We start from the raw sequence: 17,202 nt of genomic DNA on the forward strand, positions 1-17,202 counted from the left end.
GACCTCCTTCCTAGTCGTGGTGAGCGGCGGCTGAGGCATGGGCCAGGCCCGCGTCGTCCATGGCCTGGATGTCCTCGCCGTAGACGCGGCCGACCGACATGGCGGCGATCCGGGCGGCCTCGGAGGCGATCTCGCACTCGGTGGCGCACCGTTCGGCGAGCTGCTTCATGCGGTCCGCGGCGTCTGCCAGGTCTGTGATCTGGTTGACGACCTCGGTGGCGATGTTGTGGTCGCCGACCAGGTCGGCCGCCATGTCCCGCAGGGCGTCGGCGACCTTGCCGAGCGCGATGACCAGGTCCTGGGCGCGGTCCTTGTCGAGCGCGGCGGCGATCGCGATGTTCACCATCTCCATCAGGTATTCGCCGAAGGTGATGTCAGTGCGGTGCTTGGCCGCCATGCCGGTCTGGCCCGAGGTGGGCTTGCTGACCTCCGATGCCACGGGGTCCTCCTGTGCGGTGGGTCGGGTGGTGCCGGGGCGCTGGGTGTGGGGCTCGGGGGCCCGGGGGAGGCTCGCCGTGCTCGAGATGGTGGCTCCGAAGGGGTCGGACGGGTCGTCGACGATGACCGCGTCCGGGATGTCGTCCTCAGCCGCTTCGGTCTTGGTGGACCGGGTCGGGCCGTCGGGGCGGTCCACCGTGACGCCAAGGTCTTCAGGTCGAAGCGTTGAGGGCTCCTCCGCCTCGGGCGGGGTGGTGTCCTCATCGGGCTTGAAGAAGTCCTTGATCTTCTCCTTGAATGTGGAGCGGCCGTCGGCTCTGTTGTCCGGGCCCGGCGGGTCCTTGATGTCGTCGGGCTTGGGGCCGTCGTCCGTCCCGGTGCCTTCCTTCGCGTCCTTGTCGCCGGAGTTGTCAGACGGCTTCTCGCCGCGCTTCTTGCTGTCGTCCGGCTCCTTGGTCGCGGAGCCGTCCTTCGGGCCGTCAGCGGCCGTTTCAGGGCCGTCCTTGGGCATCTTCTTGGTCGTGGCCTCGGAGTCCTTGGCGTCCTTGTCGCCAGTGGAGTCTTTTGCCTTGCCGTCTTTCGCGGTCTTGTCCTTCTCGGCTGCGCGGCGCTTGTCCCAGCGGCGCTGCGCTTCCTCCGCCACAGCCTCACCGAGGGTGGTGCGGCCGTCGGTGGCCTTGGCGGCCTCCCGCTTCGCCTTCCTCGCGGCCTTCCGCTCGGCTTTCGCCGCGCGGCGCTGCTCCCGTTCCGCCTGCCGGTTGGCGCGGTCCTGGTCGCGGTCCTTGCTGCGGTCGGCGAGGTTGGCGGCCTGGTCGGCGCCGCGCCGCTGTTGCCGGGCGGCCTGTCGGGCGGCGGCGCGCTCCTGGCGGCCGCGGGCGCGTTCGGCCCGGGGGCTGGAGGCCGGCGAGGTCTGCGTCCTGCCGCCGTCGCCCTTCGAGCCGCCCTTGCCGGAACCCGAGTTGCCCGAGCCGTTCTTGCCCGAGCCGCCCGAACTTCCCTTACCTGTGCCGGACTTGCCTGCACTGGAGCCTCCAGGGCCGTTCTGGCGGCCTTTCGTGCCCCCGGACGACTCATTGCCCTTCGAGGTGCCCCCACGGCTGCCAGCGGAGCGATCAGAGCCCTTCCCGGCGCCCTTGGGGGAGTTACCGCTCCCGAAACCGCGACCGGTGCCGCCGGACCCGTTCGTTCCCAGGCTCCGGCCGCCGCCGGTGCCGCCCCGGCCCGAACCGCCGGAGGTGCCGCCGCCGCGGGAGCCGCCCCCGCCGCCGGCCTTCGAGCGGCCGCCCTTGTCGGCGCCCATGCCGGAGCTGGAGGACCGCGCCGCGTCGGCCTTGCCGCGCGCCGCTGCCTTGTCTGCCTTCGATTTCATCTGCGCGGCATGGAGCTTGGCGTTCTGCTCCATCATCGCGGTTTCCTGGGCGGTGCGGGCCTCCAAAAGCGCGGCTTTACGCGCTATTTCAGCTTCACGGAACGGCGCTTCGGCAGCGTGCTGCTCCCGCGCCATCTCGATCCGCAGTTCCAGCCAGTCGCCGAGCCGATCGGCCAGAGAACGAGACTGGACGTATTCCCCTTCTTCATATTCTCCGTCTTCGGAATCCGGAACAGCGGGCATTCCTGTTTCCCGCAGAGCAGTTTCCGGGGAAATAGGTCCGCGAATAGGCGGGAGTTCCATTGTCGTCTCCGCCGGGGACTCCGGGGGAACGACGCGGCCCGAGGCGCTGTCGGGTGGTTCGGAATAGAAGAGATCCCCGCCGTCGGGGGCTTCCGGCATTCTGCCGGAATCGCCGCCGCGGGTGGGGAGGCTGATCACGTTGCTGTCGGTGTCGTCGGACACGCGACCCCTCCTCCTGGACTTGACAGTCGGCACCGGCCTCGCGTACACGCGTGCGCGTCACGCGCGGCACGCGTCACGCGCGGTACGCGTTGGGATTGCCGAAGGGCCGCCCCGGGGTCGGAGACGGCCCTTCGTGACGAGATGCGAGGTAGCTAGCCGGCGTGGCGGCCGTAGACGTTGTGCAGGGCGAGCGTCACCTCACGGATGAAGTCCGTGTTCCCTGCGCGATAAGCCTGCGTGCCTCGGATATTCACAATCCGAAGCCAGGCGTAGAAGGTGCCGAGGTCTTCTCCGTGTTGAGCGATCAGTTCTTGCTTGATTTTCCGCTCGTGTTCCGCACGGTTGAACTTCTTCCGCTCTGCTTTCGTGAGCGGGCGACCGGCACTCACGCCGACTCCCTGCGGTCCAGGTTGTAAATCGACGTGGGACCACCATAGCCCATATTCGGGCTCTGTGCATCCTGCTGGGCCGCGTTTCCCGGGGCGGCCTGAAGAGGCGGATTGTTCTTACGCTCCTTGAGCAGCGCCTTTTCCTTTCGGTTCTTCCTAACCTCCTTCACCTTTTCGTCGTGGGCGTGGCGCTTGTGGGCACTCTTTTCCAGTCCGGAACTGATGCTCTTGAGGTTTCTCAGAACATCGTTCAGGGACTTTTCCACCGGGAAACTGCGCAGGAAAGCCTGGCCCAGCTTGTCGCCCTCCACCCGGGTTCCGCGGCAATGCACGCGGGTCTCGCGCTGGAGGATCTCCAGCTTGGCGGCCATGTCCAGCACGACCCGGTGGAAGTCCGCGAGGTAGTGCGCGTAGGCGGCGGGATTCTGCGCGATCTCGCGCAGCGCCGCGTTCGGGTCGTCGAAGAAGGGCTTGTCTTCGGTACTCACGGGGTCCCTCCAGGGGGTCGGATCTGCTGTACTCGGGGGGCTGTTGACTGCTTCCGGCAGTCGCAGTGAGGGCCAGCCCGATTCCCGCGGGCTGGCCCTCACTGGTGTGTGCCGGACATGTGCGGTGCGCCGACCCTTTCGGCGGCCCGCGAAGTGGTGCGGTGGGTCAGGGCGCGAGGCCCGGCGGCGGCCGCTTGATGCTCTGCGATCTCACGAGACGTCGCGAAAGCGGGTCCGTGCGATCTCAAGGCGGCGGCCGGCGGTGGCGCGTGAGACACCGAGGACGTCCTTGGCTTCGTCCACTGAGACGGTCTCCGCGCCCTGGCGCCGGTACATGAGACTGAGCAGCGAGGTGATCTGCCCCTCGATCTCAGCGTCCCGGGCGAGCGCGGGGCGGCCGGTCTCACCGGAGCGCAGCGGAAGCGGACTCGCGCCGTTGCCCGAAGAGGGCGTCTCACCGTCTGACCTGCGCGTCTCACGCGCGTGAGACGCCGTCTCAGGCGTGCTCACCGAGCCGCTCGTCTCAGCGGAACCAGTCTCAAGCTCCCGGCGGGTCTCACCCTCGCCCGTCTCAGCACCGAGTGCCGGGGCGGTGCGCGGGTGGGGAACCGTCTCACCGAAGCCGTTGAGATCGGCGGCCCGGGTGTGCTCGGTCTCACCGGCGGGCGCGGTGGGCGTGGTCTCATCCGGCCTGGCGCCGTCCGTGGTGCCGGTCTCACCGGAGTCCGTCTCACTGGGCTCCTTGGTGATCTGGTGGATGCGCCACATCACCCAGGGGGCGATGGCGGCGACGCCGACGATGAGCCACCACAGCGGGTCGCCCGTCTTGTCGACGCCGACCAGTCCGGCGTCCGCGAGGTGGTAGATCGCGTTCGCGGCGACCATGAGGATCAGCGCGCCCGCGACGTCGCGGTGCCGGCGGAATGCCTGCACGACGTAGACGTCGATCGCCAGCGGCAGCGCCCAGGCGACCTCTGCGGGCCAGCCGCTCAGCTTGGCCAGGGCGAACTCGCCGGAGGCGGTGAGGACGATCGTCGCGCCCAGGGCCACGCGCGGCCCCCAGGTGTTGACGACGTTCTTCCTCTTCTCCTGCTTCGCGATGAGCGCCTGGGCGGCGGTGACCTCCGCGCGGGTGGCCTCCAGCTCCGCCTGTGCGCTCTGTTCCTCGGCACGGGCGCGGTTGCGGACCTGCTCGGCTTCCCGCTTGGCGTCGGCGACCAGGCGGCCCGCTTCCTTCTCAGCCGCCGTGATCCGCTCGGACGCGGCGGCCTCCGCGCTGGAGATGGCGCCGGCCGCCTTGGCCTCCGCAATGGAGCGGACCTTCAGGACGTCCTCTTCCGCGCGGGCCTGCGCGGCCTCGAGGACCTGCTGCGCCTCGCCGCGCGTGTCGTCGGCGTCCTGCTCCGCCTCGCGGAGCACTTCGGCGGCCTGGCCGCGGGCGTGGTCCAGGATCCTCGCCGCGTCCTCTTCGGCCGTGACAACTTCCTCGCGGGCCTGGGTGCGCAGCTGCTCGGAATCCTTCTCCGCCTGCTGGCGCATCTCGGTGGCGGCCTCGCGGCGGACGCGGGCGTCGTCCTCGGCAGCGGCCACCAGGTCAGCGGCCCGCTGCTTGGCTTCCTCCACCAGGTGCGCGGCGTGCGCGGCAGTGGCGTCGGCCTCGGCCTGGACGCGGTCCTTGTCCTGCTCGGCCTCGGTGCGGATCTGCGCCGCGCGGGCGCGGGCGGCCTCCACGATCCGGGCGGCCTCCGCTTCGGCCTCGGCCTGGAGCTTCTCCGCGGCCTGGCGGCGGCGGGCGAGGGTCTGCTCGGCCGCCGCGAGGTCGCCGTCGGCGATCGTGCGGGCCCGCTGCACGGTCTCCTCCGCCGAAGCGATCTGCTCCTCGGTGAGCTTGCGCATCCGGTCGGCCTGGTCCTTGGCGACGGAGAGGATGCTGTCCGCCTCCGCCCGCGCCTTCTGCGCGGCGCCTTCGGCGTCGGCGCTCTGCTGGCGGGCCTGCGCGATCAGGTCCTCCGCTTCGGTGCGCGCGGCGGCCAGCAGCTGGTCAGCCTCCGCGCGGGCGGCGGTCACGATCGCCTCGGTGTCGACCTCCGGGACCGGCACCGGCGCCGGGGCGGAGGCGGGTTCGGCGGCCACCGTCGTGTCGGCGGCCTCGCTCGGGCCAGCCGTCGCGGTGGTCTTGGTGGCCGCCGCGGTGGTCTTGGCCCTAGTCGTCGTCTTCTTGGCGGGAGCCTTGCGGGCGGGCTGGCGTCGGGTGCTCACAGGAGAGGTCCTTTCTGGTGTGCGCCTGCCGGGCCGCCGTCTCGGGGGAGGGACGGCAGCCCGGCAACGGTTGAGGGGGTCAGTGAGGCGGGAGCTCCGGGCGCCGGTTGGCGGTGGCGGCCTGCTGGGCGAGCCAGGCCATCGCGGCCGCGGTCATGCCGTCGGCAGCGTCGTCGCCGTTCAGCGGGGCGGTGTCGATGTCGCGCATCGCGTCGGCCGGCGGCAGCAGCCGCAGGTAGTCGCCCTGCACCTCGCGGACCAGGCCGCCCGTCACCGGCAGCAGGTTGTAGCGGTTCTCGCCGCAGATGAAGCGCACCACGCTGCTGACGCGGCAGACGAACGTGTGGCCCGGCTCGCCGCGCCAGAACTTCTCGGGGTCGCGGTACAGCACGAAGTCGTCGACCTTGAACGCGGTGGCCGTCGTGGTGCGGGCGGGGGTGGAGAAGGGCATCTATAGCTCCTCACGGATCACGCGGTCCGGACTATCCGGCTCCCCGTCACCGCCCGACCCGGCCGCCACTGTTGGTGGGCGGCCGGTGCGGGCGGATCAGGCAGCCGTCAGGCCAGGACCGCGACGGGTCGGTGCGGAGCGACGACGCGTCTGTCGGGGAGCAGCTCGCCGGTGTCCTCGAAGAGCAGGACGCCGTTGCAGAGCAGGCTCCAACCCTGCTCCGGATGGGCCGCCACGACGTGCGCGGCCTCAGCGTCGGGACTGTCTGCCGCAGGGCACTTCGGGGTGTGCGTGCACAGCGAGTTCGGCAGCCGAGTGCCGGCGCCGGTTGTCGTTGTCGTTGTCGTGTCGAACTGGGTGCTGCTACGCATGGGCTCTCCTGTGAGGGAGGAAGGATCCCGGGATTGTTCCGGGCTGGAGACACGCGAGTGGACCGGCTGCCCGTTGAGCGGACAGCCGGACCCCGGGGTGTTGCGGGGCGGGCCAGGACTTGCCCGCTCCTCCCGTGCAGCGGGAGTCAGGCGGCGCGACGGCGGGCAGCGCGGCGCCGGATCCGACGGCGGTCGTCCTCGCTCATCCCGCCCCAGACGCCATGGGCCTCGCCGGTCATCAGCGCCCAGGCGGCGCAGCGCTCCAGCACCGGGCACCTGCGGCACACCGACTTGGCTTCCGCGATCTGCTGGAGCGCCGGCCCGGTGTTGCCGATGGGGAAGAACAGCTCGGGGTCCTCCTTCTGGCAGGCGCTGCGCTGGCGCCAGTTGGTGTTGACCGGCAGGTCGGCGGCGGGGGCGTAGCTGGTGCGTACGATGGAGCGGTTCATCAGGGCCTCCCAGAAGGTCCAGGTACAGAGCGAAGAGACAGCCCCGGGGCGGCCACCCCGGGGCTGTTGCGTGATGCGGCGGGCGGAGCGGGATCAGCCCCGCCGCTTCCTCTGCTGAGCGAGGTAGGCGTCCTGCAACCGGACGAAGCGGTCGTAGACCCGCTGTCCGTCGGAACAGCGGGTGGTGACGGTGCAGGCGGTGCAGGCGTCGGTGTGCGCCCGCTGGGCGCGGTGCGCGGCCATGTAGCGCTGGTAGAGGTCGTCAGACACGAGGAGTTCTTTCGTGGTGCCGGCGGGTGGGGTGGTGGAGGTCGGTCACCCGGTGGCCCGCTTCCCAGGCGGCTGCGGCGGCCAGAGCGGCGGCCGCGAGCAGCAGCCGGGTCAGCGGGTGGGCGGAGCCGATGACGGACGCGGCCCGCGCGGCGCGGTGCTGCGCTGCGCGGGCCACGTGTATGAGGTGCGGCATCCAGGCCCTATCCGCGACCGAGGGCCCTGCAGGCCGTGCACACGCCGCCGTTGAAGTCCTCGAACGTGCCGCCGCACTCGCTGCACTGCCCCGAGGCACCGGCCGGTGCGGGCACGGCCATCTGGGCGGGGGAGGGGGCGGCCGAGGGCGGGCAGTCGGTGCCGTCGCAGGACCACCGCGCGCACAGCGGGCAGGCATCGTCCCGCATCGTGGCCGCCTGCCCGGTGCGCTCGGCGAGGCGAGCGCGCATCTCCGCTGCCGTGCGCGGCACGCGACGGTCGGCGGGGACCCTCGCGTCCTGGGCGCGTACGACGGCCAGGAGGTGCTGCCCGAGACGACGGGCAGCACCTCCGTCTGCCGGGCCGGGGCGGGGGCGTGTCATGCTGTCGATCACAGGGACTCCTCTGCAGTTCCTGTACTGACGGCCCCGGAGGTGGAGCTCCGGGGCCGTCGCCAGTGACCGGCCGGACGGCCGACCACGGCCCGTCTCCACCCCATGCAGGCATCGGAGTGGAGAGGGACCGTGGCGGTCGTCAGACCTCAGCCCTCCAGGACTGACTGCTGCTGCGGCGGGCAGCAGCGACTGCCTCAGCCGTGTCCATCCCGGCCGCCTCGATGGCCTGCCGAGCCGCGTACGCGCTGTCTGTGACGCGCGCGATGTCGTCGTCGGTCATGCCAGCCGGGTCGTGCAGCGCCCCAGCGCGGACGATGTCCGCCTGGAGCTGGCGCACAGCATCAACCGCCTTGCGGTCCAGAGACGTCACGTCGGGTACCACCGCCCACGAGGTCGGCTGCAGTGCGAAGTTGAGGGGCATCAGGTCCTCCAGTCAGGTCCTAGACAACCCCGAGGCCCTACTCCTCGGGGCTGCCGCAAGCACTCCCCAGATGGGAAGCTGACTGCTTGCACGAGCAGCCACGGCCCCGGCCACCCCTCTGCGGGGTGGCCGGGGCCGTGGTCGTTCGTCGTGCAGTCCTACCGGGTGAGCTGCTCTTCCTGAGTCGCCAGGAGAGTGATCGCGCTCATCAGGCCGGCGCGCTCCCAGTCGGTGAGCGACGGAGCGTCGGCCTTGCGCGGGTTGAGGGTCTGGATCAGCGCGGTCAGCGTGTCGCGTACGCGCCGGAGATCAGCGTCGGCAACCGACTCCGAGACGTTCTGCCACTGCTGCTCGTGCAGCCGGCGCAGGCCCCACGCGCGGCGGTCGCTCCAGTCCTCACGGTCCATCTGTGCCTTGCGGCGGGCGGGGGCGAGGCGCTTGGTGTGCGCGGCGAGCTGGGCCAGGCGACGGCCGTCCGTGCACCGGGAGGTGAGGTCGACGGCGCGCAGGATGTTGCCCTTGTCGTCCTTGATGGAGCAGACCGAGCAGCCCCGGACGTGCGCTTCGTCCAGCTTGCGGGCCGTCTTGTCGTCGACGGCGCCGCCCACGATCTGCATGACGGCGGGGGTCGACCCGGTCTTCGGCTTGCGGATCACGCGGGTGGAGCGTCGGCCGGCGGTCTGAGTGAGGCCTTCTTCCAGCCTCCGGAACCACTGGTCGACGGTGAGGTTGATGGTGACCAGGCGGTGGCTGCCGGGGCAGCGGATCGGGTCTTCGGTGCCAGCCTTCTCCGTGTGGTGGGGCACGAGCTTGGGCCGCGCGCTGTGCGGCGCGTTGATCGGCACCCAGGTGCGGCAGGTGGGGCAGACCAGCGTGGAGTACGCGAGGTCGACTTCATGCGGCTTGAGGCTGGAGACGACCAGCGGGGGGAGCGTGCTGATGGCGCGGGACCGGACCCGGCGGGAACGCTTCTGAGCGGTGAGATCACGGGGTCGCGTAGGCATGAAGGCTCCTTTTACGAAGTGGCAGGAGTGCATCGCAGGTGCTCTCTCCGCCCTCCAGGCCGCACGGCGAACCGTGTCCTGAAGGACAGACAACGCATCAGCGCTGCGGGGTGGTACTCGCTGCAGACCATGGGCGGAGGAGTTAGAGGTGCCTCGGGCCCTGGTCACCGAGGTGGCTAGGGCTTTGGACTCCGGCCACCGAGGTGGCGATCTGCTGCTGCGGTGCTCACTCGGTGCTCCCGGAGGATCACCGACGCTTTACATACATCAGGTTGCCTCAGGTACCCTCAGGTGTCAAGCGGTATAGTGAGGCATCCAGAGGGAATTTGAAGGAGGCGAAGGCACATGTCAGGGCCACCCCGAGCCGACAATCGGCCGCCGTACGCGCGCATCGCGGGCCACTACCGCGACCTGATCAGCTCTGGGCAGCTCTTGCCGGGTGACCTCCTGCCCAGCATCAAGGCGCTGGCGACCCAGTGGGAGGTCAGCACAGCCACTGCGGACCGGGCCATGCGCCTGTTGCGCGAGGAGAAGCTCGTGCAGGGCATCCCGGGTGTCGGTACCGAGGTGATGGCGCGCCCCATCTCGCTGTCCTCCGGGGCTGAGCGCCACGACCGCAGTAGCAAGACGCAGTCGTCGTGGGGCGTCGGCGAGAAGTCATCCGGCCACACCGCCGGCATAGTCAAGGCTCCCGAAGACGTCGCTTACGTGCTGGGCATTTCGCCTGGTGACGACGTGATTCGCCGTAGCCGTGTCTACCGAGACGGTCATGGAATCGTCTCCCACTCCACGTCATGGATCCCGGCGGAGTTCGCCCAGGCCGTGCCCGATCTGGCGCGGAGCGAGCGGCTCAATGGCGGGTTGTCGCTCGACTTGATTGCTCGGGCCACCGGGCGGCACGTCGTTAAGCGCGTGGATGAGGAGACGGCTCGCATCGCGACCGACCACGACCTCGAGCTCCTGGAGCTGGAGGCCCATACCGTCGCCGCGATCCTCGTACTGACCGCACGCTTCCTGGACGCCGACGGCGAACTGCTGGAGTACGGCGTGGACCTGGGCGCCCCGGGCCGCACCCGCCGCACGACCTCAGAGGTGCAGCGATGACCACGTCCGACGCCGCTGTACTGGACGACACGCTCGTCTCCTGCCTCGAAGCCCGCCTCGAGCACCTCCTCCGAGCCGAGCGCGCCGACACCCTCATGCCGGAAGGACGATTCGAAATCACGCGCATCACCGCCGCACTGTCCGGCCAGCCGGGCCCCGCGCCTCGCGCGATCCTCATGTCCGGCCTCCAGGGCTCCGGCAAGACCACCCTCGCCCGCGCCCTGGAGGAGGCCGGTTTCCGGCGCCTGTGCCCTGATGAGGAGATGTTCCGCCGCTACGGCCACTACGGCAGGGACTTCCCCCGTGGGCAGTTCAAGGTGCGGGAGGCCCCTGTACTCAAGGACATCGCCCTTGAGCTCCAGGAGCTCCTGGCAGCCGGACACGAGGTCGTGGTCGACCACGGCCTCTGGACTCCGGAAGAGCGAGGCCAGTGGGCAGCGACCGTGATGGAGGCCGGTGGCGAGCCTGTCCTCATCTACTTGCCGGTGCCGCATGAGGTGCGCTGGGACCGTATCCAGAAGCGCAACGCGCAGTCGCTGGTCGACGCGAACAGCATCGAGTTCAGCGAGGCAGACCTGATCAGGCACGCGGGCCGCTTCCACCCGCCGACTGCCGATGAGCCGCACATCGTGTACGACGGTCACCCCGAAAACGTGCTGGCGGCGCTCCGCCGTGCACGTCCCTCCACGGATGGCGGCCCGCATTGATCTCTACCTCCCACGCACATATCCCGGCACTCAATGACCATGACCGTGCTCGGGTACGGCGGCTGCGGAAAGTGACAGCACCCGGTGACATTCGGAATGTCACCACTACTTGTCACCTCCGCGCGATCAAGGGGCCGTGCCATGCTCGGCCGTAGAAGGGCCGGCTTCCGCTCCGCAGGCATCACCCTGTCGGGGCGCAGGCTGCCCCGCTGGACCGTACGGGGAAGGGGATCGCGATGGCTGACGAGCGTCCTGACTGGGCTCGCCGGATGGTGGAGGAGCGCGCTGCTCGGGACTGGTCGCAGACCGACGCGGTGCGCGCGCTGATGGTTCGGCTCCCGGACGACCAAGTCGTGAGCGAGCAGGACTTGCTCCGGCAGTGGAAGCGGTGGGAGGCGGGCGAGGCTCAGCCGACGAAGTACCGGTCGGCGATCGCTCAGACCTTCGGCACGACGACCGGCGCGTTCTTCCCGGAACGGTCTCGCCGTGACGGGCGCTCCGAGATTTTGCAGGTCAGCGGCATGGACACCGTAGACATCATCGCGCGGCTGCGAGCCTCGGACGTGGACGTCGCGACGTTGGATGCCCTGCGGATCACCGCGGACCGACTGTGCTGCGAGTACGCGTACATGCCCGCCGACCAGCTGCTCACGGAGGGCAAGGCATGGTTGGCGCGGGTCGTCGGTCTCCAGCACCAGCGGGTCAACCTGGCACAGCACCGTGAGATCGTCGCCCTCGCCGGGAAGTTGGCCCTCCTGGTGGGCTGTGTCGAGTACGACTCCGGGCGCCCGCGCGACGCGGAGGCAACCCGGCAGGCCGCGCTGATGCTCGGTCAGGAGGCCGGCGATCTGAGCGTGCAGGGCTGGGCGCACGAGATGCGCGCCTGGTTCTCCCTGACCCGGGGCGACTACCGGGGTGTCATCGCGGCCGCGGAGGCCGGCATCGCCGTGGCGCCGAACGAGAGCGTGGCCGCGCAGTTGTACGCGCAGCAGGCCAAGGCGTGGGCGCGGCTGGGGGATCGGTCGCAGACAGAGGTGGCGCTGGACAAGGGCCGTCAGCTCCTGGAGCGCCTGCCGTACCCGGAGAACATCGAGGACCACTTCATCGTCGACCCGGGCAAGTACGACTTCTACAGGATGGACGCGCTGCGCCGGGTGGGGGAGAACCGCCTCGCGGAGCAGCTGGCGAACCAGGTGATCCGGGCCGGGACGGACTTCGACGGCACGGAGCGCTCGCCCATGCGCAACGCGGAGGCCCGGGTCACCCTCGGTGTCGTCGCGGCCCGGGAAGGCGATCTCGACACTGCACTCGCGTACGGGGAGAAGGCCCTCGCCGGCGACCGGAAGTCCCTGCCCTCGCTCGCGATGGTGGCCGCTGACCTCGGGCAGGCTCTCCAGTCCCACTACGCCCACGCCAGCGAGGCCCAGGAGTTCATCGCTCACCTCCGCGAACTGCGAGGTGGCCAGTGACTGGCACAGACCGGGTCTATCTGATCGGCTCGCCCGACTCTCCACTCGTGAAGATCGGCTGGACTGACAACCCGGCGCGGCGCCTCCGTCACCTACAGACGGGTTCACCCGTGCCCCTAGGGTTGCTCGCAGTCTTCGAGGGTGGTGCCATCGTCGAGGCTGAACTTCACCGCCGGTTCGCCGACAAGCGCCGTCACGGCGAGTGGTTCGACCTCGGCCCGGATCCGGTGACGGTCGTGAGCCCGTTTGTGAAGGTCGCGCAGGTGGAGGAAGGCGAGCGCACCGGACGCCGGGAGCCGGTGCACAAGTTGCGCTACGACCACGTCTCCCTTGAGGAGATGTCTCAGTGGATGCCGGACGACCCGCCGAGTGTGTACGAGCGGGTGGAGCGGGAGTGCCCCACCTGGAAGGAAGCCGGGCGGTGTCTATGCGCCAGCTGACATTCCCGTCTAGTGGGTTCGGCATTCCGGGCACGTCGGACGTTGCGCGAATTCGTCTGACAGCTGGGTCGGGTTGTAGGGCTAGGCTGTGGAAGATCGAAAACGACGAAAGCCCCAGGACCGGGCAGGGTTCCAGGGCTCTCGAACGGGGCGAAGCCTCGTTTGGGCGACACCTGATGGGAGGTGATCGCGGGATGAAGAGTACCCGCCTCGGCGGAACTGCACGCGTATCTACGCCGTTCCTCTTCTGCGATCACGCCATCGGACTCGCTTTTGGGTATGCGCCGACTCCGCTCTCGGATTCGAGGGGGTCGGCCATGACCTAGCGGCCATTGGCCGCGCGCGCCGATGGTGGATTGGCATCCACTGGCCTCGCGCGGCCCGTCTTCCGACCAGACGTAGCGTCCAGGTCGGCGCTCAGATCCCGGTTGGCCCCGGTTCTGGGCTCCAGCTCATCGAGCTGGTCTTTCTTTCATCCAGCACCACCCCGCTTTGGCAAGCGGGTTGCTCCACCCGGTCCGCTTTGGCAAGCGGGCCACCTCGGCTCTCCAGGAGCCCCTTTGGCAGGGGGCCTCCGTTGAGTCACCAGCTTCATCCCGGGTTCCGGCAGCTTTGGCAGGCCGTCGGGCTCGGGGCTCCGCATCGGTGTCCACACAGAGCGCTCGGCCGTGGTCGGGTCCCTTGGCAGGGGCCTGGTCGCGGTCGGGGCGATCCATATGAAGGTTGGTGTCCCCGCCATAGTGCACGACCTGGTGTCCCCTTGTCAGCTCGACCATGTCCGATTCACACCGGTTCGAGCCCACCCCGCTTCCCGCGTGACGGGATTCGCACGCCTCGTTTGCCCTGTTCACGGCATTAATCACGAAGATTCTTCGGTGTGGAGTGTCACACGCCCCACGATCCGGCGCACCTATACCGAGAGGGGGACCCCTGTCCTCCTGGCGGCGCCGGCCGCCGCGATGCTCCCGAGCCCCGTCCCGTGGGGCGGGACGCGATCAAAAGTTTCTTCCCGCCGGGCGGGAGGGATCGGGGGTCTCGCCACTTCGCGGACTCTGTCCACAGGCGGCCTGCGTAAGGCTGCCGAGATGATCTCTCTCTCGTCCGTCCGGGTGGGCCGGTGAGCACCGTGGCGGCGTCAGCCGCCGTGCTCCCGCGCCCGCGCATGAAGTTCGCCAGCGGGGCGTCGCGTCGTCGGCTGCGGTCGGTTCCGGCGCAGGCCGGTCCGGTCACGCAGCTGGAGCTGGGCAACCCGCTTCAGCTGTCGAAGACGATGCGGGCCCGGCTGCTCGCCGCGGTGCGCGCGTTGGTGACGTCTCCGGCGCTGATCGGGGCGTCGGACGGCGCGCGGCTGGCGTCGGTGGTGCTGACCGCTAAGGCGGATGTACGCAAGAACTTCGAGACGTCGATCTGGGCGGCGGAGCTCGGGCGGTGGCTGGGGGTGTCGCAGTCGACGGTCGCGCACACGGTGCTGCCCGAGCTGCGCGCTGCCGGGTTTCTCGGCTCGAATGTCGCGACCAACAGCTTGGGGCACGCGACGGGGCTGGAGTGCTGGGTGATCCCGATGTATCGGGCGCAGAAGGCCGGCGATCGGCGGCATCCGCTGGCGTTGTCCCGTGCGGAGCTGGCGGTGCTGCTGAGTCTGTGCGAGGTGTTGTTCGGTCCGGGGTGGGCGCCGAAGGACAAGCCGGTCGTCCCGGCCGGGCTGCTCGCCGGTCGTACGGGCCGGGGTGCGGCGACGGATCGGCTCGGGCTGTTGTTGATGGTGCTGACGACGGGGTCGGCGGGCTGGCTGCAGCTGTGCCCCGGTTCGGTGGACACGTCCCGGGGGCGTCCGGCGGCGACGGTCGCGCGGCTGCTGGGCTGCACGGCGGCGGCCGGGGCGAAGGTACTCAAGCGCCTCGAGGAGCACGGCGTCGCGGAGGTGGTGCGCAAGGAGACCGGGTCGGGCCTGAACGCGCAGTCGCGGGTGCGTCTGGTGCCGGTTGCTAAGGCCCACGGGGTGGCCGTGCGGGAGGCCCGCGGGGCGGCGAAGTCCGTGCTTTCAGACCTCACCGGTACTGCATTCGGAGATCTTGAGACCGGGGAGACGGGCGAGACCGTTGTGGTTACTGGGATCGAGGGTGCCGGACAGGGCGAGTCGGCCGGATTGGCAGACCTCGCCGCAACTGCACAGCACCACGCTCTCCACGCTTCTGTGGTTACTGCCGGTGGTTCTCTTGCGCTCTCTGGTGGCTTTTCCGGCGAAGGCCGTGGTGGGAACCACGGTCTGCCGGACCGCGGGTGCGTGCGCGAGGACGGCGGCCCGCTCCGCGGGGAACAGCGGGAGAAGTCCCCGGTCGTCGAAGGCGAGAACGACGGCCGCGGGCCGGTGGCCGGTGCTCCGATGCGAGTCCTGGGCGGCGAGGGTCAGCGCAGGCAGCAGCGGGGCAGGGCGCCTCTGCCGCCGGAGGACCTGCGGGCCGTCCTGGCTCCGGTCGACTTGGTATGGGCGCGGCTGGAGCGTCCCGCCGCCCGCCGCCTGGTGGAGGCCGCCGCCCGCAGCGAGCTGGCCCGGGTGATCGGGTTCGCCGGCCATGCAGACGCACCGCAGGTCCTCGCCGACCGGCTCGCCCGGCGCCTGGAGGAGCAGATGCGGCTGGCCAGGCCGATCAAGGACCCGGTGGGCTGGCTGATCGGCCGGGGCCTGCCGCAGCGCCAGCTGTGCTCGGAGCCCCGGTGCGACGAGGGCGCTCTGCTCGACTCCGGCCGGGACTGCCCGCGCTGCGAGGACCGGCAGATCGACCGTCGTGCCCAGCGCCGCGCGGTCGCGGCCGCCGTAGACGCCGCGATGCCCGGCGCCTCCGAGAACGAGCGCCGCGTGGCCGTGGCGGAGCAGCTGCACCAGGACGTGACGGCCGAGGCGTGGGCCAAGGCGCGCCGGTGGGAGCAGGTCCGGGAGCAGCAGGCCGCCGTTGCCAAGGCCCGCGCCGAAGCCGCGGCCGCGCAGACAGCCGTCGTCGTCATCGACGAGCCGGTGGCCCCGGTTGTGCTGCCCGCGCCACGCCCGTCCGTCGTCGTCCCGGCTGCACAGCCGGAGCCCGCCGGCGTCGACGACGACCAAGAGTTGGTCCTCGAGGAGCTCACCCGCGAGCAGGTCCTGTATTGGCGCAATAGGGCCGCCACCGACCACCAGCTGGTGTTCGATCACATCGACCGGTACGGCGAGCTGTCGGCGCAGCGCCTGTTCACCCGGGCGTTCGTCGCCCAGGTGCAGCGCCTGGCTGGCCTCGGGCACCTGTGCCTCGGCTACACCACCTGGAGGCAGGCATGAGCGGTGCCGAGACGTCCGGCGTCGATCTGGCCGGGGGTCGCACTGCGGGCCGCGATGGAAGCGGCTCGGAAGAACGGCAACGGCCAGCGGGTAGAGGTTCCCAGCGAGCGAGCCCTTCGAGCCGGGTGTGAGCGGCGGGACCGCGGTGTGCTCGCGAGGATGGCCTGCTTCACGGACGTCAGCCAAAGAAGTCTCACTTGATTGGCGACGAGGCCAGCTCGCCCGTGACGGAAGGTAGGGCCCAAGAAGGGAAGTGAAGCAAAATAGCCTCATCACCTGACTAAGCTGCAGGTCACGAAGTGCGTCCCCGCGCCTGCGGGGGTAGCTTCAATCCCTTCTGGGGGTTGACAGAGGGTCACGTGTCGTCCCCGCGCGCGGGGGTAGCTCCTGGCAGCGGAACAAGACGAGCGTCTGCCGTCGGTCGTCCCCGCACGCGCGGGGTAGCCCCTTCAGCAGTGATGGTGCGATCGCTTCGCCGGCGCCTTGCCCAGGGGGTAGAGCTTCCCAGCGAGCCAGCCCTTCGAGCCGAACATGAACGGCCGGACCGCGCGCGTGCACGCGAGGAGGACGGCCTCCCTTCGCGGACGTCAGCCGCCCGTGACGAGAGGGCTCAAAAGAGAGGTGAAGCAAAATGACCTCATCACCTGACTAAGCTGCAGGTCACGAAGTGTCGTCCCCGCGCCTGCGGGGGTAGCTCGCTCCTCCGCAAGCTCCCGGCCCAGTACGTCATGTCGTCCCCGCGCCTGCGGGGGTAGCTCCACGCACGGCTGGACAAGGCGCACGCCGACCACGTCGTCCCCGCGCCTGCGGGGGTAGCTCGCCCTCGGCGGTCTGGATGTCCTCGGGGGAGAAGTCGTCCCCGCGCCTGCGGGGGTAGCTCGGGCTTCGACGTCCAGATCCGCGCCGACAAGGTGTCGTCCCCGCGCCTGCGGGGGTAGCTCGGCCTGGGAGGCTCGGCGGCTCGACGAGGCGGTGTCGTCCCCGCGCCTGCGGGGGTAGCTCCGGTCGTCCGCGCCGCCCGCGCGATCCTGGCCAGTCGTCCTCGCGCCCGCGGGGGTAGCTCCTCGACGTCGAGGAGCTCGGCGTCCGTGCCGGGGTCGTCCCCGCGTCTGCGGGATAGCTCCCGGTACGTGACCATGCTCGGCGAGCGCCTGGTGTCGTCCCCGCACGAGCGGGGGTAGCTCGCGAGGTCACCTCAACTCGAGCCT

17 protein-coding genes and 1 CRISPR repeat array are annotated in these 17,202 nt (G+C 70.3%); of the genes, 5 read left to right on the forward strand and 12 right to left on the reverse strand.

Features of this window, described 5'->3' with window-relative positions; translation table 11 throughout:
* Window positions 1-10: 10 nt before the first annotated feature.
* The 12 genes from AC6I72_RS38450 to AC6I72_RS38505 form a co-directional block, all read right to left on the reverse strand.
* Window positions 11-2,272 (reverse strand): ATP/GTP-binding protein, encoded by a 2,262-nt coding sequence (locus AC6I72_RS38450; RefSeq protein WP_498006630.1) that lies wholly within the window; start codon window positions 2,270-2,272, stop codon window positions 11-13.
* A 152-nt stretch (window positions 2,273-2,424) separates the two neighbouring features.
* A complete protein-coding gene (locus tag AC6I72_RS38455; RefSeq protein ID WP_498006632.1) occupies window positions 2,425-2,661 on the reverse strand; it encodes a hypothetical protein in 237 nt (78 codons plus the stop codon).
* A complete protein-coding gene (locus AC6I72_RS38460; protein WP_498006633.1) occupies window positions 2,658-3,149 on the reverse strand; it encodes a hypothetical protein in 492 nt (163 codons plus the stop codon). The genes AC6I72_RS38455 and AC6I72_RS38460 overlap by 4 nt, the downstream gene beginning before the upstream one ends.
* 210 nt (window positions 3,150-3,359) lie before the next feature.
* A complete protein-coding gene (locus AC6I72_RS38465; protein ID WP_498006635.1) occupies window positions 3,360-5,408 on the reverse strand; it encodes a coiled-coil domain-containing protein in 2,049 nt (682 codons plus the stop codon).
* A 79-nt stretch (window positions 5,409-5,487) separates the two neighbouring features.
* Entirely contained in the window at window positions 5,488-5,859 is a 372-nt protein-coding gene (locus AC6I72_RS38470; RefSeq protein WP_498006637.1) for a hypothetical protein, read from the reverse strand.
* A gap of 107 nt (window positions 5,860-5,966) precedes the next feature.
* Window positions 5,967-6,158 (reverse strand): DUF5999 family protein, encoded by a 192-nt coding sequence (locus AC6I72_RS38475; protein ID WP_498006874.1) that lies wholly within the window; start codon window positions 6,156-6,158, stop codon window positions 5,967-5,969.
* Between the two features lie 218 nt (window positions 6,159-6,376).
* Complete coding sequence (locus tag AC6I72_RS38480; RefSeq protein ID WP_498006638.1) at window positions 6,377-6,679, reverse strand: WhiB family transcriptional regulator; 303 nt, start codon at window positions 6,677-6,679, stop codon at window positions 6,377-6,379.
* 93 nt (window positions 6,680-6,772) lie between these two features.
* Window positions 6,773-6,949, reverse strand: coding sequence for a hypothetical protein (locus AC6I72_RS38485; protein WP_498006640.1), 177 nt, complete (start codon window positions 6,947-6,949; stop codon window positions 6,773-6,775).
* Window positions 6,942-7,145, reverse strand: a complete 204-nt coding sequence (locus AC6I72_RS38490; protein WP_498006642.1) for a hypothetical protein — start codon at window positions 7,143-7,145, stop codon at window positions 6,942-6,944. The genes AC6I72_RS38485 and AC6I72_RS38490 overlap by 8 nt, the downstream gene beginning before the upstream one ends.
* A 7-nt stretch (window positions 7,146-7,152) precedes the next feature.
* Window positions 7,153-7,539 (reverse strand): hypothetical protein, encoded by a 387-nt coding sequence (locus AC6I72_RS38495; RefSeq protein ID WP_498006643.1) that lies wholly within the window; start codon window positions 7,537-7,539, stop codon window positions 7,153-7,155.
* A 139-nt stretch (window positions 7,540-7,678) separates the two neighbouring features.
* Window positions 7,679-7,960: a hypothetical protein gene (locus tag AC6I72_RS38500; RefSeq protein ID WP_498006645.1), complete on the reverse strand. Its 282-nt coding sequence runs from the start codon at window positions 7,958-7,960 to the stop codon at window positions 7,679-7,681.
* A gap of 158 nt (window positions 7,961-8,118) precedes the next feature.
* Window positions 8,119-8,964 (reverse strand): hypothetical protein, encoded by an 846-nt coding sequence (locus AC6I72_RS38505; RefSeq protein WP_498006647.1) that lies wholly within the window; start codon window positions 8,962-8,964, stop codon window positions 8,119-8,121.
* A gap of 345 nt (window positions 8,965-9,309) precedes the next feature.
* Between AC6I72_RS38505 and AC6I72_RS38510 the strand changes: the two genes are divergently transcribed.
* The 5 genes from AC6I72_RS38510 to AC6I72_RS38530 all read left to right on the forward strand — a co-directional run bounded on the left by AC6I72_RS38510 (window position 9,310) and on the right by AC6I72_RS38530 (window position 15,994).
* Window positions 9,310-10,068: a GntR family transcriptional regulator gene (locus AC6I72_RS38510; RefSeq protein WP_498006648.1), complete on the forward strand. Its 759-nt coding sequence runs from the start codon at window positions 9,310-9,312 to the stop codon at window positions 10,066-10,068.
* Window positions 10,065-10,775: a P-loop nucleotide/nucleoside kinase family protein gene (locus AC6I72_RS38515; RefSeq protein WP_498006650.1), complete on the forward strand. Its 711-nt coding sequence runs from the start codon at window positions 10,065-10,067 to the stop codon at window positions 10,773-10,775. The genes AC6I72_RS38510 and AC6I72_RS38515 overlap by 4 nt, the downstream gene beginning before the upstream one ends.
* A gap of 236 nt (window positions 10,776-11,011) precedes the next feature.
* Complete coding sequence (locus tag AC6I72_RS38520) at window positions 11,012-12,244, forward strand: NsdA family TPR-like regulatory protein (RefSeq protein WP_498006651.1); 1,233 nt, start codon at window positions 11,012-11,014, stop codon at window positions 12,242-12,244.
* Window positions 12,241-12,684 (forward strand): GIY-YIG nuclease family protein, encoded by a 444-nt coding sequence (locus tag AC6I72_RS38525; RefSeq protein ID WP_498006653.1) that lies wholly within the window; start codon window positions 12,241-12,243, stop codon window positions 12,682-12,684. Before AC6I72_RS38520 ends, AC6I72_RS38525 begins: the two co-directional genes overlap by 4 nt.
* Before the next feature lie 1,117 nt (window positions 12,685-13,801).
* On the forward strand, window positions 13,802-15,994 hold the full coding sequence (locus tag AC6I72_RS38530) for a hypothetical protein (protein WP_498006654.1): 2,193 nt from the start codon (window positions 13,802-13,804) through the stop codon (window positions 15,992-15,994).
* Between the two features lie 669 nt (window positions 15,995-16,663).
* A CRISPR array of direct repeats spans window positions 16,664-17,057; the repeat unit is 28 nt; unit sequence GTCGTCCCCGCGCCTGCGGGGGTAGCTC.
* Window positions 17,058-17,202 lie beyond the last annotated feature (145 nt).

This window comes from Streptomyces sp. Xyl84, from assembly GCF_059731885.1.

Coding starts and splice junctions, on each gene's coding strand:
- AC6I72_RS38470 (WP_498006637.1), bottom strand. CDS start 5,859: ATGCCCTTCTCCACCCCCGCCCGCACCACGACGGCCACCGCGTTCAAG.
- AC6I72_RS38480 (WP_498006638.1), bottom strand. CDS start 6,679: ATGAACCGCTCCATCGTACGCACCAGCTACGCCCCCGCCGCCGACCTG.
- AC6I72_RS38490 (WP_498006642.1), bottom strand. CDS start 7,145: ATGCCGCACCTCATACACGTGGCCCGCGCAGCGCAGCACCGCGCCGCG.
- AC6I72_RS38500 (WP_498006645.1), bottom strand. CDS start 7,960: ATGCCCCTCAACTTCGCACTGCAGCCGACCTCGTGGGCGGTGGTACCC.
- AC6I72_RS38505 (WP_498006647.1), bottom strand. CDS start 8,964: ATGCCTACGCGACCCCGTGATCTCACCGCTCAGAAGCGTTCCCGCCGG.
- AC6I72_RS38510 (WP_498006648.1), top strand. CDS start 9,310: ATGTCAGGGCCACCCCGAGCCGACAATCGGCCGCCGTACGCGCGCATC.
- AC6I72_RS38515 (WP_498006650.1), top strand. CDS start 10,065: ATGACCACGTCCGACGCCGCTGTACTGGACGACACGCTCGTCTCCTGC.
- AC6I72_RS38520 (WP_498006651.1), top strand. CDS start 11,012: ATGGCTGACGAGCGTCCTGACTGGGCTCGCCGGATGGTGGAGGAGCGC.